Origin of the sequence: Achromobacter xylosoxidans A8 (assembly GCF_000165835.1) — a bacterium.
Lineage (GTDB): Bacteria > Pseudomonadota > Gammaproteobacteria > Burkholderiales > Burkholderiaceae_B > Achromobacter > Achromobacter xylosoxidans_B.
In genome coordinates this window covers 538702-560146 of the sequence record NC_014640.1, presented here as the reverse complement: position 1 = coordinate 560146, position 21445 = coordinate 538702, and the positions used below count along the sequence as shown (strand labels likewise).

Annotated in this window: 22 protein-coding genes; 19 read left to right on the top strand and 3 right to left on the bottom strand. The window is 67.5% G+C overall.

The features are described 5' to 3' along the window. Positions 1 to 41 precede the first annotated feature (41 nt). On the top strand, positions 42 to 794 hold the full coding sequence (locus AXYL_RS02645) for an SDR family NAD(P)-dependent oxidoreductase (protein ID WP_013391285.1): 753 nt from the start codon (positions 42 to 44) through the stop codon (positions 792 to 794). Positions 795 to 845: 51 nt separating this feature from the next. Here AXYL_RS02645 and AXYL_RS02640 read toward each other — a convergent pair whose 3' ends face one another. After that, positions 846 to 1523, bottom strand: a complete 678-nt coding sequence (locus tag AXYL_RS02640) for a GntR family transcriptional regulator (protein ID WP_013391284.1) — start codon at positions 1521 to 1523, stop codon at positions 846 to 848. A gap of 205 nt (positions 1524 to 1728) precedes the next feature. Between AXYL_RS02640 and AXYL_RS02635 the strand changes: the two genes are divergently transcribed. From AXYL_RS02635 to AXYL_RS02585, 11 genes are all read left to right on the top strand, one after another. Then, complete coding sequence (locus tag AXYL_RS02635; protein ID WP_013391283.1) at positions 1729 to 2523, top strand: SDR family NAD(P)-dependent oxidoreductase; 795 nt, start codon at positions 1729 to 1731, stop codon at positions 2521 to 2523. An 83-nt stretch (positions 2524 to 2606) separates the two neighbouring features. Further along, positions 2607 to 3821 carry an ABC transporter substrate-binding protein gene (locus AXYL_RS02630; protein ID WP_013391282.1) on the top strand — a complete coding sequence of 405 codons (1215 nt, stop codon included), beginning with the start codon at positions 2607 to 2609 and terminating at the stop codon, positions 3819 to 3821. Between the two features lie 68 nt (positions 3822 to 3889). Then, complete coding sequence (locus AXYL_RS02625; RefSeq protein WP_013391281.1) at positions 3890 to 4792, top strand: branched-chain amino acid ABC transporter permease; 903 nt, start codon at positions 3890 to 3892, stop codon at positions 4790 to 4792. Continuing rightward, positions 4789 to 5787, top strand: a complete 999-nt coding sequence (locus tag AXYL_RS02620) for a branched-chain amino acid ABC transporter permease (protein WP_013391280.1) — start codon at positions 4789 to 4791, stop codon at positions 5785 to 5787. Before AXYL_RS02625 ends, AXYL_RS02620 begins: the two co-directional genes overlap by 4 nt. Continuing rightward, a complete protein-coding gene (locus AXYL_RS02615; RefSeq protein WP_013391279.1) occupies positions 5784 to 6548 on the top strand; it encodes an ABC transporter ATP-binding protein in 765 nt (254 codons plus the stop codon). The genes AXYL_RS02620 and AXYL_RS02615 overlap by 4 nt, the downstream gene beginning before the upstream one ends. Then, positions 6541 to 7260: an ABC transporter ATP-binding protein gene (locus tag AXYL_RS02610; protein WP_013391278.1), complete on the top strand. Its 720-nt coding sequence runs from the start codon at positions 6541 to 6543 to the stop codon at positions 7258 to 7260. The genes AXYL_RS02615 and AXYL_RS02610 overlap by 8 nt, the downstream gene beginning before the upstream one ends. Before the next feature lie 19 nt (positions 7261 to 7279). Next, entirely contained in the window at positions 7280 to 8032 is a 753-nt protein-coding gene (locus AXYL_RS02605; protein ID WP_013391277.1) for an SDR family NAD(P)-dependent oxidoreductase, read from the top strand. 9 nt (positions 8033 to 8041) lie between these two features. Next, complete coding sequence (locus AXYL_RS02600; protein ID WP_013391276.1) at positions 8042 to 8770, top strand: SDR family NAD(P)-dependent oxidoreductase; 729 nt, start codon at positions 8042 to 8044, stop codon at positions 8768 to 8770. 5 nt (positions 8771 to 8775) lie between these two features. Then, positions 8776 to 10482: an FAD-binding protein gene (locus AXYL_RS02595; RefSeq protein WP_013391275.1), complete on the top strand. Its 1707-nt coding sequence runs from the start codon at positions 8776 to 8778 to the stop codon at positions 10480 to 10482. Positions 10483 to 10507: 25 nt separating this feature from the next. Beyond that, positions 10508 to 11107, top strand: coding sequence for a glutathione S-transferase (locus AXYL_RS02590; protein WP_013391274.1), 600 nt, complete (start codon positions 10508 to 10510; stop codon positions 11105 to 11107). Between the two features lie 207 nt (positions 11108 to 11314). Further along, positions 11315 to 11821, top strand: coding sequence for a hypothetical protein (locus AXYL_RS02585; RefSeq protein ID WP_013391273.1), 507 nt, complete (start codon positions 11315 to 11317; stop codon positions 11819 to 11821). Positions 11822 to 11881: 60 nt separating this feature from the next. Here the strand turns inward: AXYL_RS02585 and AXYL_RS02580 are convergent, their stop codons facing one another. Beyond that, positions 11882 to 13222: a DUF3100 domain-containing protein gene (locus AXYL_RS02580; protein WP_013391272.1), complete on the bottom strand. Its 1341-nt coding sequence runs from the start codon at positions 13220 to 13222 to the stop codon at positions 11882 to 11884. A 289-nt stretch (positions 13223 to 13511) separates the two neighbouring features. On the opposite strand from AXYL_RS02580, the gene AXYL_RS02575 reads away from it, so the two are divergent. The 4 genes from AXYL_RS02575 (at position 13512) to AXYL_RS02560 (ending at position 17233) form a co-directional block, all read left to right on the top strand. After that, positions 13512 to 14447, top strand: a complete 936-nt coding sequence (locus tag AXYL_RS02575) for a LysR family transcriptional regulator (protein ID WP_013391271.1) — start codon at positions 13512 to 13514, stop codon at positions 14445 to 14447. 76 nt (positions 14448 to 14523) lie between these two features. Beyond that, the gene (locus AXYL_RS02570; protein WP_013391270.1) at positions 14524 to 14715 is read left to right on the top strand and encodes a DUF2970 domain-containing protein; all 192 of its coding nucleotides are present in this window, start codon (positions 14524 to 14526) and stop codon (positions 14713 to 14715) included. 237 nt (positions 14716 to 14952) lie between these two features. Further along, positions 14953 to 16695, top strand: coding sequence for a nitrite/sulfite reductase (locus tag AXYL_RS02565; RefSeq protein ID WP_013391269.1), 1743 nt, complete (start codon positions 14953 to 14955; stop codon positions 16693 to 16695). Continuing rightward, positions 16688 to 17233 carry a DUF934 domain-containing protein gene (locus tag AXYL_RS02560; protein WP_013391268.1) on the top strand — a complete coding sequence of 182 codons (546 nt, stop codon included), beginning with the start codon at positions 16688 to 16690 and terminating at the stop codon, positions 17231 to 17233. Before AXYL_RS02565 ends, AXYL_RS02560 begins: the two co-directional genes overlap by 8 nt. On the opposite strand, the gene AXYL_RS02555 is transcribed toward AXYL_RS02560, so the two are convergent. Then, on the bottom strand, positions 17230 to 18027 hold the full coding sequence (locus tag AXYL_RS02555) for an IclR family transcriptional regulator (RefSeq protein ID WP_041652137.1): 798 nt from the start codon (positions 18025 to 18027) through the stop codon (positions 17230 to 17232). The genes AXYL_RS02560 and AXYL_RS02555 overlap by 4 nt on opposite strands. A 102-nt stretch (positions 18028 to 18129) precedes the next feature. Here AXYL_RS02555 and AXYL_RS02550 point away from each other — a divergent pair, with 102 nt between their 5' ends. The 3 genes from AXYL_RS02550 to AXYL_RS02540 are packed head-to-tail and all read left to right on the top strand — an operon-like array spanning position 18130 to position 21414. Then, positions 18130 to 19113 (top strand): Bug family tripartite tricarboxylate transporter substrate binding protein, encoded by a 984-nt coding sequence (locus AXYL_RS02550; RefSeq protein WP_013391266.1) that lies wholly within the window; start codon positions 18130 to 18132, stop codon positions 19111 to 19113. Between the two features lie 10 nt (positions 19114 to 19123). Then, positions 19124 to 20641 carry a class I adenylate-forming enzyme family protein gene (locus AXYL_RS02545; RefSeq protein WP_013391265.1) on the top strand — a complete coding sequence of 506 codons (1518 nt, stop codon included), beginning with the start codon at positions 19124 to 19126 and terminating at the stop codon, positions 20639 to 20641. Continuing rightward, entirely contained in the window at positions 20638 to 21414 is a 777-nt protein-coding gene (locus tag AXYL_RS02540) for a citryl-CoA lyase (RefSeq protein ID WP_013391264.1), read from the top strand. Before AXYL_RS02545 ends, AXYL_RS02540 begins: the two co-directional genes overlap by 4 nt. Positions 21415 to 21445 lie beyond the last annotated feature (31 nt).

Here is a 21445-nt window from a genome sequence, read left to right as displayed (position 1 = left end):
CGTCCATAATTTGAGAACCTGAGCCGCCAAAGGGGCTGACCATGATATCGATGCAAGACAAGTGGGTCCTCGTTACCGGCGCCGGCCGCGGCTTGGGCGCGGCCATCGCGCGGGGTTTCGCGCAGCAAGGCGCGACCGTGATCGTGGCCGACGTGGACGCGGATGCGGCCGCCGCCACCGCGCAGGCTATCCGCGACGCAGGCGACAAGGCCGCAGAAGCGGTGCTGGACGTGACCGATGCCGCCGCGGTCCGCGCATTTGCGCAGCGGTTCGCCACCGACCACGGCAACCTGAACATCCTGGTCAACAACGCCGGCATCGGCGCCCTCGAGCGCTTCGAGGATCCGAAAACTCCCGAAACCTGGGACCGCGTGATGAGCGTGAACCTGCAGGGCACTTTCAATGTCACGCATGCCTTCGTCGAGCAGTTGAAGGCCGCGCGCGGCGTCATCATCAATCTGTGCTCCGTCGTGGCCTATGGCTGCAGCACCTCGCCTGCAAGCTACACCGTCTCGAAGGGCGGCGTGCGCTCGTTCACCGAAGTCCTGGCGCGCGATCTGGCTCCGCATGGCGTGCGCGTGAACGCCATCGCGCCGGGCCTGATGGAGACCGACATGACCGCAGGCGTGCGTGGGCGCCCGCAGGGCACGGACTGGTACACGCAGCGCACCCCGATGGCGCGCGCCGGACGGGCCGAGGAAATCGTCGGCCCGGTTCTTTTCCTGGCCTCCGACATGGCCAGCTATGTGAACGGCGTGGTGCTGCCCGTGGACGGCGGCTACCTGGCCGTCTGAGGGAACATCAGGAAACGGAGCCCGCCAGCCCGCACAACTCGCAAGCGTGCCTCAGACCCGGTACGCCTGCGCCAGCCTTTCGTAGTTGTTCTTCAGGATGATGCCCGCGTAGTACACGTGCTCGCGCATCAGGTCCTCGGCCCGCGCGCCGTCGCGGGCGATGATCGCATTGACGATGCGGTGATGGTCGTCATGCGATCGCAGGATGATCCCGTGGTCTTCCCACAGGATGATCCGGTCCGAGGCGTAGGGAATGGCCTGCGCCTGCGTCGCGAAGCGCCGCACCCAGGGGTTGCCCGCCGCTTCCAGGATGCCATTGTGCAGAGTGATGTTCACCTGCTGGTACGGCAGATGGTCCTCGGCCAGCAAGACGCCCTTGCCCAGGATCCGGTCCCCTTCGTCCAGGCAATTCTTCAGCACCGCCACGGCATCGTTGGATAGCCCGCGCAGGGCCGCCTGGCGACAGGCCAGCCCTTCCAGCGCCGCGCGCACCTCATAGGCCGCCACGATTTCACCGATGTCATAGGCGCGCACGGTGTAGCCGCGCTTGGGCAGATGTTCCAGCAAGCCTTCATTGCCCAGCGTCGCCAGCGCCGCGCGCACCGGCGTGCGCGACACCCCAAGTTTTTCCGCCAGCGGGATTTCTTCCAGGCGGGCGCCCGGGCTGAACTTGCCGTGCAGCACCCAGTCCCGCAGCGTGTCGGTAACGTGTTGAGATAGCGTGTCCATAGCCGCATTGTATACATGAAGAATACATAGGATGCCAGACACGCTTCCGAATTTCGGAACATCTCTGTAAAACACGATGTAAATCAAACATGATTTAGGGTAAGCCCCTATACCTGCCTCTACGCCATGTATACATAATCGCAAAAAATTCAAACCAGCGGCCACGTCCCCACCCGAGGCGGACAGCACGCTACCAGGAGACAGCATGTCCAATGTATCCACGCCGGCCGGCATGGGTCCGGCCCCGCGCCTTGCGCTCGTCACGGGCGGCGGCGGCGGCATAGGCGCCCGCATCTGCCAGGAACTGGCCAGCGCCGGCTTGCGCGTCATCGTCTCGGACGTGGACGCCGCACGCGCCCGCCGCGTGGCCGACGAACTGGGCGCGCCGCACGCCTCCCATGCCTTCGACGTCAGCGACGAACACTCGGTCGACAACGCCTTCGAGCAGATCGAAGCGCAGCACGGTCCCATCGCCGTGCTCGTCAGCGCCGCCGGACTGCTGCTATTCCAGGAGAACGGCGAACGCCCGCTCATCAAGGACACCACGCTGGACATCTGGGAACGCAGCTTCGCGGTCAATGCCCGCGGCGTGTTCCTGTGCGGCCGCGCCTACCTGCGCCGGCGCGAGGCCGCGCCGCTGGCGCACGGCCGCATCGTCACGTTCACCTCTGTCGCGGCGCAGTTGGGCGGCTACCGCTCCAGCGCCTCGTACATCGCGGCCAAGTCCGCGGTGCTGGGCCTGACCAAGGCCATGGCGCGCGAATCCGCACACCTGGGCGTCACGGTCAACGGCATCGCGCCGGGCCTCATCGACACCGACATGCTGCGCAGCACCGTCACCAGCAGCGGCGCGCTGGCCGCCGCGGCGCAAGCCATTCCGCTGGGCCGCATCGGCACCGTGGACGACGTGGCCGCCGCCGTGCGCTTCCTGGCGTCGGAGGAAGCCGGCTACATCACCGGCAGCGTCATCGACGTCAACGGCGGCTACCGCATGCAGTAAGGCAATCCGGCGGCCAGGCCGGCAACGCAGCAAAGCGCCATCCACCAACAAAGGCGCGCATCAAAAAAGAACGGGAGACAAAGATGAAGAAAAGCAGTCGCTACGCAGCCGCCGCTGCACTATGCGCGTGGGCCTTGAGCACGGGCGCGCTGGCGCAACAGGAGCCGGGCATCACCGACAAGACCATCAAGATCGGCCTGTTCGCGCCCTTGTCCGGCAGCGGCATGGCCTACGGCTTTGACGTGCTGAACGCGGCCAAGATGTGGTACGCCAAGGTCAACAAGGAAGGCGGGGTGCATGGCCGCCAGATCGAGCTGGTGATCGAGGACGACCGCTGCAACGCCAACGACCTGGTCGCCGCGGTGAAGAAGCTGAACGAGCAGGACAAGGTATTCCTGCTGAACGGCGGCTCCTGCTCGGCCGCGGTGGTGGCCTCGCGCGAATATGTCGAACGCGAGAAGGTCCCGCTCGTGATGCTCAACGCCTCGGGCGACGGCGCGCTGTATCCGCCATCCAAGTACATCTACGGCGCCTTCTCCATCTCCCAGCACGCCGTGGGCGGCTCGATGGTGCAGTTCGCCGCCGAGCACCTGAAGGCCAAGAAGATCGGCTACATCAACCATGACGACGCCTACGGCGGCTGGAACCTGGAGGCCGCGCAGGCCCAGGTCAAACAGCTGGGCGACGCGTCGCTGCAAGTCCAGTCGGTGAACCCGAACATCACCGACGTGACCGCGCCCATGCTGAAGATCCGCGCCGCCAACGCCGACGTGCTGCTGCTGACCACGTATGCCCGCCCCGCCGCGCTCATCATCAAGAAGGCGCAGGAACTGGGCTGGAACAAGCCCATCGTGCTGGCGGTGAACGGCACCGCCGACCTGAAGCAGCTGGTCGAGAACGTGGGCAACAAGGACGCCTTCAAGAACGTCTACATCCAGGAAGTGCTGTCCGACGTGCCGGGCGGCTCCAAGCTGACCTGGGTGTACGACATGTACAAGCAGGCCTACCCCGACCTGGCCGCCAAGCCGGGCCATCCGCAGACCTACATGCCCTACGGTCTGCCGCCCGCGATGGCGGTGGTCAACGCGCTGAAGGCCGCTGGCCCCCAGCCCACCCGCGAGAAAGTGCTGCAAGCGCTGGAAACCATGAAGTTCGATTCGGGCGTCATGGCCGGTCCGATCGAGTTCGGCCCGAACGACCGCGCCGCCCAGGAATCCGCCATCTACATCAAGTTCGACGGCACCAACATGTCGCTCGTGCCTGGCGCCTTCAAGAGCGTCTGGCAGTACCAGAAGTAAACCAGCGGCCCGCCACGGGCCGGGCCCGCGCGCTGGCGCAGCAGCGCGCGGGCTGCCGGAGAAACATCATGAGCTTTGCCGATATCTGGCTGTTCCTGCAGCAGGGGGTGCTGTCGGGACTGGTGACGGGCAGCGTGTACGCGCTGCTGGCGGTCGCCGTTGTGATCATTTTCAAGACCACCGACGTGCCGAATTTCGCCCAGGGCGAGATCTTCATGGTCGGCGGCTACATCGCCTTGTTCCTCACCCTGGTGATGGGCTGGCCCTATCTCGTCGTCATTCCCATCACGCTCCTCGCCGTGGCCGTCCTGTCGGGCCTGTTCCAGCGCGTCGTCATGGAACGCGTCATCGCCTCCAAGGGCGTGGGCGTGCAGATGGTGATCGCCACCCTGGGCCTGGCCTATGCGCTGAAAGGCCTGGTGCGCCAGACCGGCCTGGGCGACACGCCGCGCTCGCTGCCGCCGCTGGCCTCGACCGACGCCATCATCATCGGCGACGCGGTGCTGACCCAGTTGGACCTGGTGATATTCGCCGTCGCGGTGGCGGTGATGCTGCTGCTTTTCGGCATGTTCACCTACACCCGGGTTGGCCGCGCGATGCGCGCCGTGGGCATGAACCCCAAGGCCGCGAGGCTGGTGGGCGTGAACCTGACCCGCATTCGCATGCTGGTGTGGGCGCTGGCCGGACTGATATCGGCGGTCGCGGCGCTGCTCATCACGCCCAAGATCCTGATCACGCCCGACATCGGCCATATCGCCATCCTGGCCTACGCCGCGGCCATCGTCGGCGGCATCACCAGCCTGCCCGGCGCGGTGGTCGGCGGCTTCGTGATCGGCGTGGCGGAGAACCTGGTGGGGCTGTTCATTTCGACCAATGCCATCGTGGTCGCGCCCTTCGTGGCCATCATGGTGGTGCTGCTGCTGCGTCCGCAAGGGCTCTTGGGCGGCAAACTGCAGGTGAAGAAAGTATGAGCAAGAAAATCGACCATGCGCTGCTGGCGCTGATGGCCGTGGTGCTGGCGATCCTGCCCTTCGCGGCCAGCGGCTATGTCATCTACGTGGTGAACCTGCTGATGGTGTTCGTAGTGCTCGCGCTGGGCCTGCACCTGGTCATTGGCGAGACCGGGCAGTTTGCGCTGTCCCATGCCGCTTTCTACGGCGTGGGCATCTATACCGCCGGCCTCATCAACAATCTATGGCATCCGCCCTTCTTCATTTCCATCGTCGCGGGCGGGCTGCTGGCCGCCGCGCTGGGCTATGTGATCGGCGCGCTGGCGCTGCGCATGCGCGACATCTACCTGGCGCTGTCCACCTTCGCCTTCGGCGAAGCGATGCAGTGGGTGTTCCTGAACTGGCAATCGGTCACCAATGGCTCGAACGGTTTCCGGATCTCGCCGGCCACGCTGTTCGGCTATGAACTGGTGTCGGACGCCAAGGCGTACCCCTTCGTGGTGCTGATCGCCGCGCTGCTGCTTTGGGCCACGGTAGCCCTGTCCCGCTCGCAGCTCGGTTCGGCCTTCCGCGCGGTACGCGAAAGCGATGTGGCGGCGCAGGCCATGGGCGTGAATGTCAACGCCATCAAGCGCACCGCCTTCACGCTTTCCGCCGCCTATGCCGGCATCGCGGGCGGCATGTACACGACCTTCGCTTCCTTCATCCACCCGGAAAGCCTGGGCTTCCAGACCACCATCCTGATCCTGACCATGGTGGTGGTCGGCGGCATCGGCTCGGTGCGCGGCGCCATTGCCGGCGCCCTGGCCTTCGGCCTCATTTCCGAGTTGCTGCGCCAGGCGCTGTCGTTCCAGGAAATCATCTACGGCGTCATATTGATGGGCTTCATGATGTTCGCGCCCAAGGGCCTGTTCGCCGGCCGCGGCGCGCGCGGACGCGCGCCGGCGCCCGCCACGCCGCTCCCCTCCACGCCCAACAAGGCCGCGGCCAAACCGACCCAAAGGAGCGCGGCATGAGCAGCCATCCCTATCTGGACGTGCAGGGTCTGACCGTGAAGTTCGGCGGCCTCACCGCCATCAACGGCCTGTCCATGCAGGTCGAGCGCGGCCGCATCCACGCGCTGATCGGCCCCAACGGCGCGGGCAAGTCCACCACCTTCAATTGCATCTCGCGCTACTACCGCCCCAGCAGCGGCAGCATCCAGTTCGACGGCGTCGACATCACCCGCAAGAAGCCGCACGAAATGGCGGCGCTGGGCGTGGCCCGCACCTTCCAGAACCTGGAGCTGTTCGGCGCGCTCAGCGTGCGCGAAAACGCACTGCTCGGCACCTACGCGCACGGCGCCGACAGCGCCGGCAAGCTGCTGCGTCCGGCCGCCGCGCAGACGCGCGAGCGGGTCGAGCACCTGCTGGAACGCGTGGGGCTGGCCGACTTCCTCGACACGCCGGCGTGCAGCCTGGACTTCGGCCGCCAGAAGATGCTGGAGCTGGCACGCGCCCTGGCCATATCGCCCAAGCTGCTGTTGCTGGACGAACCGGCGGCCGGCCTGCGCAACCGCGAGATCGAAACGCTGGACCGCCTGCTGACCGAGCTGTGCGAACGCGACGGCATCACGGTGCTGCTGGTGGAGCACGTCATGCAGCTGGTGATGTCGATCTCGGATCGCATCACCGTCATGTCCTTCGGCGAGAAGATCGCCGAAGGCACGCCCGCGGAAGTGCGCAGCAACCCCCGGGTCATCGAAGCCTATCTGGGCAAGGGAGCCGCTGGTGGCTGAATATCTGCTTGAAGTCGAGGCGGTATCGGCCGCCTACGGCAATATCCGCGCGTTGCAGGACGTATCGCTGAAAGTGCCGCAGGGCGCCATCGTGGCGCTGCTGGGCGCCAACGGCGCGGGCAAGTCCACCACGCTCAATGTGATCTCGCGCCTGGTGGCTCCCACCGCGGGCAGCGTGCGCTTCGCCGGCGAACCCATACACCGCCTGGCGGCGGACGCCATTGTGGGACGCGGCATCGTGCAGGTGCCGGAGGGCCGCGAGATCTTCCGCGACATGAGCGTGCGCGAGAACCTGGAAATGGGCGCCTACCTGCGCACCGACCGCCCGGCGGTCAAGCAGGATCTGGACATGGTCTGCGACACCTTTCCGCGCCTGCGCGAACGCTACGAGCAAAAGGCCGCGACCTTGTCCGGCGGCGAACAGCAAATGCTGGCCACGGGCCGCGCCATGATGGCGCGGCCGCGCATGATCCTGCTGGATGAACCGTCGATGGGACTGTCGCCGCTGGTGGTCGAACAGATCTTCGACATCGTGCTGCGGCTGAATCGCGAACAAGGCATCACCATCCTGCTGGTGGAGCAGAACGTGAAGCTGGCGCTGTCGGTGTCCAGTTACGCGTACATCTTGGAAAACGGCGAAATCGCGCTGGAAGGCGAATCCGCCGCGCTCGCCAGCGACGAAGGCGTGCAGCGCGCCTATCTGGGCGCCTAGCGCGCCGAAAGGACCGACCATGATATCGATGCAAGACAAGCGGGTGCTCGTCACGGGCGCGGGCCGCGGCCTGGGCGCGGCCATCGCGCAGGGCTTTGCGCGCCAAGGCGCGGCCGTGATCGTCGCCGACGTGGACGCGGCGCTGGCCGCCGCCACGGCGCAGGCCATCCGCGTAGCGGGCGGCAAGGCCGCGGACGCAGTGCTGGACGTGACCGACGCCGCCGCGGTCCGCGCCTTTGCCGAGCGGTCCGCCACCGAACACGGCCATCTGGACATCCTGATCAACAACGCCGGGATTTCCGCCCGAGCCCCGTTCGACGATCCCAAGACGCCCGAGATCTGGGAGCGCCTGATGAGCGTGAACCTGCAGGGCACCTTCAACGTCACGCACGCCTTCGTCGAGCAGCTGAAGGCCACGCGCGGCGCCATCGTCAACCTGTGTTCCATCGTGGCCTACGGCTGCAGCATTTCGACTGCGGGCTACGTGGTGTCCAAGGGCGGCGTGCGCTCCTTCACCGAGGTGTTGGCGCGCGACCTGGCACCGCACGGCGTGCGCGTGAACGCCGTGGCCCCCGGTCTGATGGAAACCGAGATGACGGTGGGCCAGCGCGCGCAAGCGCAGGGCACGGACTGGTACATGCAGCGCGCGCCCATGGCGCGCGCGGGACGGGCCGACGAGATCGTGGGCCCGGTTCTATTCCTGGCCTCGGACATGGCCAGCTACGTGAACGGCGTGGTGCTGCCCGTGGACGGCGGCTACCTGGCCGTATAGGGAAACATCATGAATCTGGGCACGGCATTGGTCACGGGTGGGGCAAGCGGCATGGGCCTGGCGATCGTGGAGCGGCTGGCGCACGACGGTTTTCGCGTCGTGCTGGCCGACCGCAACGCGGAGCTGGCCGCAAAAGAGGCGCAGGCGTTGCAGACGCAAGGGCTGGACGTGGAACACCGCGTGGTGGACCTGACGGATGAGGCCGCCACCCGTGCGCTGGCCCGCTCGCTCGCGCCGCTGGCGGCGCTGGTCAACAACGCGGGGCTGTTCGACGAGCGCAAGTTCTTCGAGGTCGACAGCGCCGACTACCGCCGCGCCTTCGACGTCAACCTGCTGGCGGCGGCGACCCTGACGCAGGAAGCGGCGCGCGACATGGCGCCCGGCGCCAAGATCGTCAATATCGCGTCGCGCGCCTACCTTGGCGCGAAGAACCACCCGCACTACGTGGCCTCGAAAGCGGCCCTGGTGGGCTACACGCGCGCCTCGGCCATGGAGCTCGCCGCGCGCGGCATCCTGGTCAACGCCATCGCCCCCGGCCTCATCGACACGCCGCTCTTGCGCAATCTCACGCCCGAACGCCTCGCGGCCCAACTGGCCCTGCAGCCCACCGGCCGCGCGGGCCAGCCGCAAGATATCGCCAATGCCGTGTCCTTCCTGGCCGCGCCGCACATGGACTTCATCACAGGCCAGGTCATCTTCGTGGACGGCGGTAAATCGCTGGGCGGCTCGGGAGCATAGGCAGCATGGAAGGCATCACTTGGAACAAGGAAGTCGACGCGCTGGTCGTCGGCTCGGGCGCGGGCGGCATGGCCGCGGCGCTGACGGCGCGCGAGGAAGGGCTGGACGTGCTGCTGGTGGAGAAGACCGGCCGCGTTGGCGGCTCCACCGCCATCTCCGGCGGCGCGCTGTGGATACCGCTGAACGCGCAGACGGAAGCCGCCGGCCATCCGGACAGCTTCGACAAGGTGTGGACCTATCTGGAACAGACCGTGGGCGCAGCGGCCCCGGACGACATGAAGCGCGCCTACCTGGAGGCCGGCCCGCGCATGATGGACTACCTGGCCTCGCGCGGCATCCTGGACGTGGCCGCACGCACCGCCTCGCCCGATTACTACCCCGATCTGCCCGGCGCCGCGATGGGCGGCCGCTCGCTGGATCCGCTGGAGTTCGACGGCCGCAAGCTGGGCCAGGACTTCCGTACGCTGCGCGATCCACTGAAGGAATTCACGGTGCTGGGCGGCATGATGGTCAACATCACCGACGTGCGCCATCTGCTGCGCGCCACGCGCTCATTCACGGCCTGGCGCCATAGCATGAAGCTGGTGCTGCGCTATGCCGCCGACCGCGCACGCGGTTATCACCGCGGCACCCGCCTGTTGCTGGGCAATGCGCTGGCCGCGCAGCTGTTCCACGGCCTGCTGGCCCGCAGGATCGAATACTGGCTCGACACGCCGGCGCTGGCGCTGCACCGCGATGCCAGCGGCCGTGTGCTGGGCGCCGCCGTCGCGCGCGGCGGCAAGACGCTGAACATCCGTGCGCGGCGCGGCGTGGTGATGGCCACGGGCGGCTTTCCCTGGGATCCGGAGCGCCGCGCGCAGTCCTATCCTCAGCCCACCGGCCTCTGGTCCATGTCGCCGCGGGACAATACGGGCGACGGCATCCGCCTGTCGGAAACCGCCGGCGCCGCGCTCGGCACGGGCCACGCCAGCCCCGCATTCTGGGCGCCGGTATCCGTCCTGGAATCCGCGGACGGCCAGCGCCTGCATTATCCGCACCTGGTGTGGGACCGGGCCAAGCCCGGCCTCATCGCGCTCAACAGCGCCGGCCAGCGCTTCGTCAACGAATCGGCTTCGTACCATGAGTTCGTGCAGGCCATGTACCGCAACAACGGCGCGGCGCCCAGCGTTCCCGCCTTCTTGCTCTGCGACCAGCGCTTCATCGACACCTGGGGCCTGGGTCTGGCGCTGCCTGGCGGGAGACCGCGCCAGCATCTGATCGATGCGGGCTATCTGCTGCAAGGCGCCACCCTGGCGGCGCTGGCGGCCCGGCTGGGCGTGCCATGCGATGCGCTGCAAGCTACCGTGGACCGCTACAACACTCACGCGGCGCAGGGCCGCGACCCGGATTTCGGCAAGGGATCGACCGCCTACAACCGCTACCTGGGCGATCCGGAACACGAACCCAATCCCTGCCTCGCGCCGCTGGGCCCCGGCCCCTATTACGCGGTCAAGGTCTATCCCGGCGACATCGGCACGGCCTGCGGCATCGCCGCCAACCGGGACGCCCAGGCCCTGGACGCCGCAGGCGCGCCGATCCCCGGCCTCTACGTCGCCGGCAACGACATGCAATCCGTGATGGGCGGCGCCTATCCCGGCCCCGGCATCACGCTCGGTCCCGCCTTGACCTTCGGCTGGATCGCTGGACAACATCTGGCGCATGCACAACACTGACGCCTCTCCACCGACAAGGATACCCATGAAAATCTTTTACTCGCCCGCCTCGCCCTTCGTGCGCAAGTGCATGGTCATCGCCCATGAGCTAGGCCTGGCCGACCGCATCGAAAGGCTGCCCAGCGCGGCCGGCCCCGTCGCGCGCGACCAGAGCATCATCCCCAGCAATCCGCTGGGCCAGGTGCCTACCTTCATCACCGACGACGGCCAGGCGCTGTACGACAGCCGCGTGGTCTGCGAATACCTCAACGACCTGGGCGGCGGCGCGCTGTTCCCGGCCGGCAAGGACCGCTGGCAGGTACTGACAGAGCAATCGATGGCCGACGGCATGCTGGGTGCGGCGCTGCTGGCCCGCTATGAAACCGTGCTGCGCCCCGAAGCGCTGCGCTGGGACGGCTGGGTCGAAGGCCAGTTGGGCAAGGTCCGCGACGGCCTCGCGCTGGTGGAGAAGAGTGCCGCCTCGCTGAACGGCCGCCTCGACATCGGCACCATCACCATCGGCTGCGCGCTGGGCTATCTGGATTTCCGCTTCCCCGACCTGGATTGGCGCGCCGGCCACCCGGCCACCGCCGCCTGGTACGAGACCTTCAGCCAACGGCCATCCATGCAGGCCACCAAGCCCTGATCCGGTTTGGGCAGGCGCAGGGCCGGGAGAACCCGCCGGGCTCCCTGGCCATCACCTGCCCTGAGTACGGCGCGGCCCGCGGGCCGCGTCGCTAGGGCCCCTGACCTCGTCAGGGGCCTTTTTTTCGCCACGACCGCCCTCAGCTGTTACAGTGAAATTGCCAGACGGGCCGATCCGCCGGCCTGTCATCAGAAAAAGGGGCCCAGCATGAACGTCGCTGCGATCTCCGCCATCCACCGGGCTGACGCGCCCTACCCCGCGCGCTCCGCCGCGCTGGACGCCACGCGCCCATTCCTTGAAACGCAAGGCATTGCCCATGTCCGGGCCGCCAAGGCCGCGGCTGCGGGCCACGCCGCGCCAACCATCCGCGAACGCGACCACCAGCCGCCCGCGCTGACCGTCATCGGCGCCTCCAATGCGGACGCGCTGCGCGACCTGCACGCGGAATCGCGCATGCGCCGCGCGCTCGAGGCGTTCACCACGCAACCCGACCCGACTGCCCAGCACGCCGGTTCCGCCAACGACCTGGGCACCATCGAAGGCCTGATGCCGCTGCAAGCCTACCGTGTCGCCATGGGCAACCCGCAGGTCCAGGAACTGCAGACCACAGTGGCGATGAAGGCGGCAGGCCTGGGCATCCCCAAGGTCGCCAATATCGGCGCGACCGAGAACGTCACGGACCAGGCGCGCTACCGGCCGGGCCACACACCCTGACCAAAAAAAAACCGCCTGACGCTTTCATCAGGCGGTTTTTCATGCAGGACCGGACGGAGATCAGTGGAAGAATTCCGCAATCATCGTCGCACCCAGGAAGGTACCCGCGTTGGCGGCCAGGGACACCACCACGATCTTCCAGCCCAGCTTGCGGAAGGCAGGCAGGTCCTTGAGGATGGACAGGCCGGCCATGGCCAGGATCACGGTCGTGAACGGCAGGAAATTGACCTTGCCGACCATCGCGATGATCTGGTCCGAGTACGGCAGCACGCCCGGGCAGCCCGCGGTCATGGCGATCAGCGACAGCACGAACACGGCCGGCAGCTTGGGCACCACGCGCAGCACCAGGTCGGCGATCACGACCAGCAGGATGATGATGCCCATGCCCGGCAAGGCGTCGGCGAACGGCACGTTGTAGCCCAGGCGGTTGCCCACCAGCGCGAACAGTCCGCAGATGACGTAAGCGGTCAAGCGGTCGCCGAAGCCCATCTTGGCGCCATGCGCCGGCGTTTCCTGCGCGGCGCCGTCGTCGGCGGCAGCAGCGGTCTCGGCCTTGCCGCGCGAGAAGCGGCCCAGTACGGGCTCCAGCTTGTCGTACAGGAAGATGGTGGTCGGCAGCGAGATGAACAGCGTGAAGTACACGCCCACCACCGTGGTCAGCAGGTTGGCGGCGGCGGCCAGCGCGGCCACCTGGTGCGCGACTTCGGGAGTCTGCTGGGAGGCGATCGCGCCCACGCCGGCAGCCATCATGCTGCCCGAGCCCACGCCGGCGCCCATGGCGAGCGAACGCGGATCGAAGATGTTCAAGCTGGTGATGAAGCCGGCCATCAGCGCCACGAACAACGCGCCGATCACGGTGCCGGTGATGTACTCGGCCATCACGCCGCGGCCTTCGGGCGAGTTCATGCCGTAGCGCTCGCCGATGATGGCCAGGCTGGGCTCGCGGCCCACCGAGAAGGTTGCGCCGATGGCTTCGCGCTTGATGCCCAGCAGCAGGGCCAGCGGCAGGCCGATGGCCATGGTGCCAAAGAAGTGGCCGAACTCCTGGAACACCAGAGCCCAGCCGGCTTCGCGCACCTGCGGCAAGGCGCCGCCCACCATCAGGCCCAGCTTGGCCAGGAAGGGCAGCAGCGCGTATTGCAGGTAACCGCTAATACGGGTCTGCATGGCGGTGTCGATGTTCAGGCCGGCAGGCAGGCGCTGGCCACAGGCGGCGACGATGGCGCCGATGAAGATGGCCCACAGCATCGGCTGCAGAACGATCTTGCCCGGGCCGACGTTGAAGGTGGCGCTGCCGATCGCTTCTGAAATGACGACCACCAGCAAGATGGCGGCGAGCATGCGGATGCGCCCGGATAGCGGCATGGAGGGCGCGGCCAGGCTGGCGCTGGCGTGTGACATCGGATTCCCCTGATGAACGTGAATAATCGTCGTGGCTGCCCGCCGCAACCCCGTCCGACCGGCGCCCCAGAGGAGCATCGCGGCGCGGCGGCGGCGAGGCGCTCGCAGCAGGGCCGATTTTCGCCGGGGGCCCAGCATGCAACCATGACAGGGCTGGCGCATAAACGTTGCGTAAAATGCAACGGAAAGGCTTTTCCAGGGAAAATTTTGCATGATCTTGGGTCATGCAAGGGTAAACCCTAGATTGTATCTGTGGATCTGCCGCCGCACTCCCCCTCGGAGCCCCGCCATGGACGAAAAACTCGACGCCCGCCGCACCCACTACTTCATGCAGGTCATGAGCCGCGGCTCGGTGCGCGGCGCGGCCGAAGTGCTGGACATGGACCCGTCCGCCGTCAGCCGCGCCATCGCCGCGCTGGAACGCGATTGCGGCATCGCCCTGTTCGAACGCCGCGGACGCGGCGTGGTGCCCACGGATGCCGGACATATCCTGGCGCGCTACATCAAGCGCCAGCAGGACATCCAGGAAAGCTTCTTCTCCGAGATCGACAGTCTGCGCAAGGCCGAGCGGGGACACATCGACCTGGTGCTGGGCGAAGGCTTCGTGGAACTGATGTTCGAACGCGTGCTGCCCGGCTACTGGCGCAGCCACCCCGAAGTCACGCTGGACATCGACGTGGCGCGCACCTCCGAGATCGTGCAGCGCATCGTCGACGACCGCGCCTACATAGGGCTGGTGTTCCAGCCGCCCAACGACGCTCGCCTGCGCACCCATTACTCGCGGCCCGAGCCGATCCGCGCCATCGTCCGCGACGACCATCCGCTGACCCGGCTGCGCCGCCCGCTGCTCTTGACCGACCTGGCCGACTATCCCGGCGCATCCATGCAGGAAGGGTTCGGCGTGCGCCAGCATATCCAGGCCGCCGAAATCAGCGAACAGGTCCGGCTGCGCAATGTGCTCACCACTTCGTCCTTCAAGGCGCTGTGGCAGTTCGCCGCCGCCGGCATCGGCTACGCGCTGACGCCGCCCATCGCGGTCACGGCCGACATGCGCGCTCAGCGCCTGGCCAGCCTGCCGCTGGCCAACCCCATCCTCAACCAGGGCAGCCTGCACGTGCTGAGCCGCGCCGGCCGCCACGTCTCGCCCGCCGCGCGCGAACTGCTGGAGCATATCGTGCGCGGCATCGGCGCGCCGGCCGGTTCCATGCCTGATACGGTCGAGTAAGCCAGATCTGCATCTGTTTCCCCAGCGCGCGGCGGCCTACATTGGTGGCATCCGCCACTACGCCAGGAGAGACAACATGCTCAGTTTCTTGCGCACGGTCAAATCCGTGCTGTGGGGATTCTTCGGCGTGCGCCGCGGACGGGGCTACGATGCCGACATCGCCAACAACAAGCCGGCCCCGCTGATTCTGACCGGGCTGCTGATGGCGGCCTGTCTGGTAGTCATCCTGGTGCTGGTAGCGCGTTGGGCTGTAAACGCCGCGTTGTAAATCGGCCGTCCCGCAAGAAGGGCCGTCCCGCCGCCGGGCCGCCCAAGGCGGGACAGCCCCCTCGGGGGCAGCAAGCGCGTGCCAGCGCGCGCAGCGTGGGGGCCCCATTACCTTATTACCAGAATGACTTAGACGGTCGCCGCAGCTGCCTGTTACGGTTATGAACCCCTTTCCCCTGCCGCATTGCGCCAGGCGAGCGCAGGGATTCAGACCGAGAAGACTTCAAGGGCAGTAGACATGTACGTGTATGACCCCGTCGACCAGCAACTCGTTGAGCAGCGTGTGGCGCAGTTCTCCGACCAGACGCGCCGCTTCCTCGATGGCCAACTAACGGAAGATGAATTCCGTGTTTTGCGTCTGCAGAACGGCCTGTACATCCAGCGCCACGCGCCCATGCTGCGCGTCGCCATTCCCTACGGCATCCTGGCGTCGCGCCAATTGCGCACGCTGGCGCACATCGCGCGCAAGTGGGACCGCGGCTACGGCCATTTCAGCACCCGCCAGAACATCCAGTTCAACTGGCCCAAGCTCGAAGACGTGCCAGCCATCCTGGCCGAGCTCGCCACCGTGCAGATGCACGCCATCCAGACCAGCGGCAACTGCATCCGCAACACCACCACCGACCATTTCGCCGGCGTCGCGCCGGACGAGCTGGTGGATCCGCTGGTGTGGTGCGAGATCATCCGCCAGTGGTCCACGCTGCACCCCGAATTCGCCTTCCTGCCGCGCAAGTTCAAGATCGCGGTCAGCGGCGCGGTGCAGGACCGCGCGGCCGTGGGCGTGCACGACATTGGGCTGCAAGCCGTCGAACGCGACGGCAAGCTGGGCTTTCGCGTCTGGATCGGCGGCGGCCTCGGCCGCACGCCCATCGTCGGCAAGCTGATCAACCCCTTCGTCGAATGGCAAGACCTGCTGACCTATCTGCAGGCCGCGCTGCGGGTCTACAACCTGCACGGCCGCCGCGACAACAAGTACAAGGCGCGCATCAAGATCCTGGTGAAGGACCTGACGCCGGAAGTCTACGCGCAGCAGGTGGACGAACAATGGCAGCTCATCAAGGGCGGCCCCGACACCATCACTCAGGAATTCGTCGACACCATCAGGACCCGCTTCGTCTGGCCGAAATATGACGCCGCCGCCGCGCAGGACGTCGACAACACCGCGGCGCTGGCCGCCGCCGATCCGCGCTTCGCGCGCTGGCTGCGCACCAACGTGCATCCGCACAAGGCGGCCGGCTACGCCGCCGTCACCGTATCGCTCAAGCCCACCGGCGTGCCGCCGGGCGACATCACCGCCGACCAGATGGACGCGGTGGCCAACCTGGCCGACGACTACGGCTTCGGCGAGCTGCGCGTCTCTCACGAGCAGAACCTGATCCTGGCCGACGTACGCCGCGCGCGCCTGCATGAACTCTGGACCACGCTGCAGACGCTGAACCTGGCCACGCCCAACATCGGGCTGCTGACCAACATCATCGCCTGTCCGGGCGGGGATTTCTGCGCGCTGGCCAATGCCGTCTCCATCCCCGTGGCCGAAGCCATCCAGCGCCAGTTCGACAACCTCGACTACCTGTTCGAGATCGGCGAGCTGGACCTGAACATCTCGGGCTGCATCAACTCCTGCGGCCACCATCACGTGGGCCACATCGGCATCCTCGGGGTCGATAAGGCCGGCGAGGAGTGGTATCAGGTCACCATCGGCGGGCGCCAGAACGGCGCCGCCAAGCCGCTGCCCGACATCGAATCCACGCGCGGCGGCGGCGCCGCGATCGGCCGCATCATCGGTCCATCGTTCGCACGCGACCAGGTCGCGGGCGTGGTGGACCGCCTGGTCCGCACCTATCTGGGCCTGCGCGACAGCGAAGAGGAACGCTTCATCGACGTGGTGGACCGCGTCGGCATCGATCCCTTCAAGCAGGACGTGTACTCCGATCCCGCCTTCGCCAAACCCGCGCAGCACGCCGAGGCCGCCCATGTCTGAAATCTATCCGCACGACGCCCCCGGCCCCCACCTGATCCGCAACGGCCGGCTGGAAGCCGACGCCTGGCGCGTCTTCACGCCTGAGCCCGAAGTCCCGGCCGAGGGCCAGGTGCCTGGCGACGCGCCGGGCTGGATCGTGCCGCTTTCGGTCTGGAAGACCTCGCGCGCCACGCTGCGCCGCCACCAGCATCCGGTCGCGGTCCAGCTCGACCCGGACGCCGACCTGCGCGACCTGGCCGAAGCCGACGGCACGCTGGATCCCGCCGGCATCGCCTTCATCGCCGTGGACTTTCCGGTCTACACCGACGGCCGCGGCTATTCGCTGGCGCAGCTGCTGCGCACGCGCTACCAGTGGCAGGGCGAATTGCGCGCGGTAGGCGACGTGATGATCGACACCATCCACTACCAGGCGCGCGTCGGCTTCGACAGCTTCCTGGTCAAGCCGGGCCATGATCCCCACAAGGCGCTGGACGCGTTCAAGACCTTCACGGTCCACTATCAAAAAACCTATCGGGTGCCGGCGCCAGCGGCCGCCTAGCCGCCCGGAAACCCCGGCAGCGCCCAGCGCTGCGCCCTGACCTCATCTTGCGCCAACTGGGCGCGGATCAGGTCGGCAATACTGCGCTGGCGTGCCGCCTGCATGCGGCTGATCAGGCTGGACACGCTGACGGCCAGGCGCGGATATCCGCCCGCGTCGCACAGGGCCACGCCCACCCCCAACACGCCGGGCACCGCGGCATTGCCCACCACCGACCAGCCGCGGCCCCGCGTGTTCTCCACCAGGCGCCGCATCTGCGCCACCGTCATGCCGCCATAGGCGCGCAGCGCCTGCTCGTTCTGCGCAATCACCTCTTCCGACTCGTCCGGCGGCAATGCCGCCAATAGCGCCAGCCCGGCCGCCCCCACGCCCAGCGGCTGCCGGTGCCCCACCGTGACCGCCAGCACCTGCACGGGATAGTTGCCCACCTCGCGGTGCAGGCAGAGCGAATCGTTGCCGGCGCGGCAGATGAGGAAAGCGGAATCGCCGCTGACATCGCTGATCTGCCGCAGCACCGGCCGCAGGCCGCGCACCGCCTGCGCATGCGGATCGCCCGCCATCATCACGCCCAGCTCGGCCACGCGCCAGCGCGGCGCCTCGGACTCGCGCAAGGCGTAGCCCTCCTGCACCAGCACATCGAGATAGCGATAGGCCGTGGTCCGCTGCATGCCTGCCGCGCGCGCGATGTCGACCACGTGCATGCCCGCCGCGCCCGCCTGCCGCAGCACGCCCAGCACGCGCAAGCCGCGGCGCAACACGCGCGGTCCCGAGCCTTCGGATTCTGGCTTGTTCAATTTTTGGACAGATTGCGTTGATGAGGCCTCTATCAAAGCCCAATATGAAGTTGGACAGACGCAGAGTTGTCCAAATATTAGACAAACAGGACGGAGACAACAATGAAGATGCAAAGCAAGCGGTGGGCCGCCGCGGCGGCCGCCCTGGGCGCGCTGCTCGCAGCCCCGGCCCTGGCGGCCAAGCCCTATCCCGAGCGTCCCGTGACGCTGGTGGTCGGCTACGCGGCGGGCGGCGCCACCGACATCGTGGCGCGCCTGATGGCGAAGTCCCTGTCGGAAGAGCTGGGCCAGACCATCGTGGTCGAGAACAAGACCGGCGCCAACAGCAACATAGGCGCGGAAATCGTCGCGCGCGCCGCGCCAGACGGCTACACGCTGTATGTGGGTTCCATCGCCAACACCATCAACCGCACGCTGTACAGCCAGCTCAACTATGACTTCGTGAAGGGCTTCGAGCCCGTGGGCCTGCTGGCGACCATTCCGAACATTCTGGTGGTCAATCCCAAGCTGCCGGTCAAGACGGTGCAGGAATACGTGGCCTACGCCAAGAAGAACCCCGGCAAGCTGACCTGCGCCTCGTCCGGCAGCGGCTCGTCCATCCACCTGTCGTGCGAGCTGTTCAAGATGCAGACCGGCACCGACATCCTGCACGTGCCATACCGCGGCAGCGGCCCGGCCGTGGCCGACCTGCTGGGCGGCCAGGTGGATTCCATGTTCGACAACCTGCCCTCGTCGCTGCCGCACGTGCAGGCCGGCAAGCTGCGCGCCATCGGCGTGACCTCGCCGCAGCGCCTGCCCTCCGCGCCCGACACGCCCACGCTGGCCGAATCCGGCCTGCCCGGCTTCGAGGTGGAATCCTGGTTCGGCGTGATGGCGCCGGCCGGCACCCCCAAACCCGTCGTCGAGCGCTTGAACCAGGCCATCAACAAGGCGCTGGCCAGCCCGGCGCTGCAGGCGTCCTACCAGCAGTCCGGCTTCTACGCGCCACAGCAGCCCAACACCCCCGAGACCTACGCCCAGAAGATCGCCAGCGAGATCGACAAATGGGGCAAGGTCGTCAAGAGCGCCAACCTCAAAGCCAACTAGGAACACCAGGATGTACCCGATAGATTTCTTCTTCCGCGCCGCCGAGCAGTATCCGGACCGCATCGCGCTGGACGGCCCCGAAGGCCAGGTCACTTACTCGCAATTGGCCGCCGATACGCGGGCGCTGGCCGCGGCCTTGCAAGAACTGGATCCCGCGCCGCAGACGCGGGTGGCGATCTGCGCCGGCAACTCCGCGCGGCACATCCTGGCGCTGCTGGCCGTGCTGGCCAGCGGCAAGGTGTGGGTACCGCTCAACTACCGCAGCACGGAACGCGAGATCGGACGCATCCTGGACGCCACCGAACCGTCCATCGTGATCGTGGACAGCGTAGGCGCGCCGCTGGCGCCCGCGGCCCAGGCGCCGCAAGACCGCCGCCACATCCATCTGGACGATGCGTCGGCGCCGCTGCCGCTGGACGCACTGCTGGCCCGCTGCGCCGGACGCGATCCGCAACGCCACGCGCTGCCGCGCGACGCCACCCAGGCCATCAAGTTCACCGGCGGCACCACCGGCTTGCCCAAGGGCGTGATGCAGCCGTACCACGCGTGGAACGCGGGCATCATCAACCAGATCGCCAGTTGGGGCCTCACGCAGGAAGACCGCTATGTGGTGGCCGCCCCCATCACGCACGGCACCGGCACCTATCTGTTGCCGGTGCTGGCGCGCGGCGGCGCCCATCTGCTGCTGGACGGCGTGACGCCGGCCAGCATCACCGCCGCCTTCCGCGAACGGGGCGGCACGCTGAGCTTCATGCCGCCCACGCTGATCTACATGATCATGGCGCAGCCCGGCGTCTCGCGCGCCGACTTCCCGCGGCTGCGCAACCTGATCTACGGCGGCGCCCCCATGCCCGTGGAAAAGATCGACCGGGCGCGCGAATTCTTCGGCCCGGTGCTGGGCACCACCTACGGCCAGACCGAGGCGCCGCAGATCGTGACTGCGCTGCGCCCCGCCGACCTCGAAGCGCCGGAGAACCGCGCCTCGGTCGGGCGCGTCACCTGGCTCACCGACATGGCCATCATGGCGCCCGACGGCGCGCTGCTGCCGCGCGGCGAGATCGGCGAGGTCGTGGTGCAAGGCGACCTGGTCATGTCGGGCTACTGGCGCCTGCCCGAAAAGACCGCCGAAACGGTGCTGGACGGCTGGTTGCATACCGGCGACACCGGCCTGATCGATGCGCGCGGCTATCTGTTCCTGAAGGACCGGCTGCGCGACGTGATCATCACAGGCGGCTTCAACATCTACCCAGTGGACGTGGAGAACGCGCTGTCCGCGCATCCCGCCGTCTACGAGTGCTCGGTGTTCGGACTGCCCGACGACAAGTGGGGCGAAGCGGTCCACGCCGCCGTGCAGTTCCATCCCGGCGCACAGGCCAGCGCGGACGAGTTGAAGGCGCACGTGCGCGCCCTGCTCGGCCCCGTGGCCACGCCCAAGCAGTTCCACATCCATGACAGCTTGCCGCGCTCCAGCGTGGGCAAGGTGCTGAAAAATGCCGTGCGCGACGCGGCCCAGAAGGAGACCCCATGAAAACGCCCGAAACCCGCCTCTGCGCACATCACCTCACCGGCATGTCCTACCGCGACGTGGATCTGGTCGAGGACCTGATCGGCAAGAAGACGTTCACCGAAGTCATGATCATGCAGATCCTGGGCCGCGAGGCGCGCCCGGTGGACCTGCGCATCGTCGACGCCGTGCTGGTCACCTTGATGGAGCATGGCCTGACGCCCAGCGCCATCGCCACGCGGCTGATCTACATGAGCGCGCCGGAGAACCTGCAGGGCGCGGTGGCGTCCGGCCTGATGGCGGTGGGCAGCCAGTTCGTCGGCACCATGGAAAATTGTTCGCGCCTGCTCGACCGCATCCGCCAGGCCGATGACGGCCACGCGGAGGCGCTGACGATCGCCCGCGAATTCCGCGCATCGCGCAGCGCCCTGCCCGGCTTCGGCCACCATCTGCACAAGCCCGACGATCCGCGCTCGATCAAGCTGCTGGCGCTGGCCCGGGCCGAACCGGACCTCAAGGGCGACTCGCTCAAGGCGCTGCGCCTGCTGTCGGCCGCGATCGACGAGACCTACGGCAAGCACATCACCATCAACGCCACCGGCGCGGTGGCGGCGCTGCTCAGCGAGATCGGCGTGCCGACCGAACTGATGCGCGGCTTCGCCGTCATCTCGCGCGCGGCCGGCCTGGTGTCGCACGTGGCCGAGGAACAGCAAAGCCCGTCCGGGCGCTATATCTGGGAAACCATCGATCACGCCATTCCCTACGTGGGCAAGGGCAAGACCCACCACGGCGAATAGCCGCCGTGACGGCGCGGTCGCCTGGCGGGCA

Bases quoted from the DNA above. Each gene is read 5' to 3' on its own strand.
- AXYL_RS02645 (WP_013391285.1), top strand. From the start codon at position 42: ATGATATCGATGCAAGACAAGTGGGTCCTCGTTACCGGCGCCGGCCGC.
- AXYL_RS02640 (WP_013391284.1), bottom strand. From the start codon at position 1,523: ATGGACACGCTATCTCAACACGTTACCGACACGCTGCGGGACTGGGTG.
- AXYL_RS02635 (WP_013391283.1), top strand. From the start codon at position 1,729: ATGTCCAATGTATCCACGCCGGCCGGCATGGGTCCGGCCCCGCGCCTT.
- AXYL_RS02630 (WP_013391282.1), top strand. From the start codon at position 2,607: ATGAAGAAAAGCAGTCGCTACGCAGCCGCCGCTGCACTATGCGCGTGG.
- AXYL_RS02625 (WP_013391281.1), top strand. From the start codon at position 3,890: ATGAGCTTTGCCGATATCTGGCTGTTCCTGCAGCAGGGGGTGCTGTCG.
- AXYL_RS02620 (WP_013391280.1), top strand. From the start codon at position 4,789: ATGAGCAAGAAAATCGACCATGCGCTGCTGGCGCTGATGGCCGTGGTG.
- AXYL_RS02615 (WP_013391279.1), top strand. From the start codon at position 5,784: ATGAGCAGCCATCCCTATCTGGACGTGCAGGGTCTGACCGTGAAGTTC.
- AXYL_RS02605 (WP_013391277.1), top strand. From the start codon at position 7,280: ATGATATCGATGCAAGACAAGCGGGTGCTCGTCACGGGCGCGGGCCGC.
- AXYL_RS02600 (WP_013391276.1), top strand. From the start codon at position 8,042: ATGAATCTGGGCACGGCATTGGTCACGGGTGGGGCAAGCGGCATGGGC.
- AXYL_RS02595 (WP_013391275.1), top strand. From the start codon at position 8,776: ATGGAAGGCATCACTTGGAACAAGGAAGTCGACGCGCTGGTCGTCGGC.
- AXYL_RS02590 (WP_013391274.1), top strand. From the start codon at position 10,508: ATGAAAATCTTTTACTCGCCCGCCTCGCCCTTCGTGCGCAAGTGCATG.
- AXYL_RS02585 (WP_013391273.1), top strand. From the start codon at position 11,315: ATGAACGTCGCTGCGATCTCCGCCATCCACCGGGCTGACGCGCCCTAC.
- AXYL_RS02580 (WP_013391272.1), bottom strand. From the start codon at position 13,222: ATGTCACACGCCAGCGCCAGCCTGGCCGCGCCCTCCATGCCGCTATCC.
- AXYL_RS02575 (WP_013391271.1), top strand. From the start codon at position 13,512: ATGGACGAAAAACTCGACGCCCGCCGCACCCACTACTTCATGCAGGTC.
- AXYL_RS02570 (WP_013391270.1), top strand. From the start codon at position 14,524: ATGCTCAGTTTCTTGCGCACGGTCAAATCCGTGCTGTGGGGATTCTTC.
- AXYL_RS02565 (WP_013391269.1), top strand. From the start codon at position 14,953: ATGTACGTGTATGACCCCGTCGACCAGCAACTCGTTGAGCAGCGTGTG.
- AXYL_RS02560 (WP_013391268.1), top strand. From the start codon at position 16,688: ATGTCTGAAATCTATCCGCACGACGCCCCCGGCCCCCACCTGATCCGC.
- AXYL_RS02550 (WP_013391266.1), top strand. From the start codon at position 18,130: ATGAAGATGCAAAGCAAGCGGTGGGCCGCCGCGGCGGCCGCCCTGGGC.
- AXYL_RS02545 (WP_013391265.1), top strand. From the start codon at position 19,124: ATGTACCCGATAGATTTCTTCTTCCGCGCCGCCGAGCAGTATCCGGAC.
- AXYL_RS02540 (WP_013391264.1), top strand. From the start codon at position 20,638: ATGAAAACGCCCGAAACCCGCCTCTGCGCACATCACCTCACCGGCATG.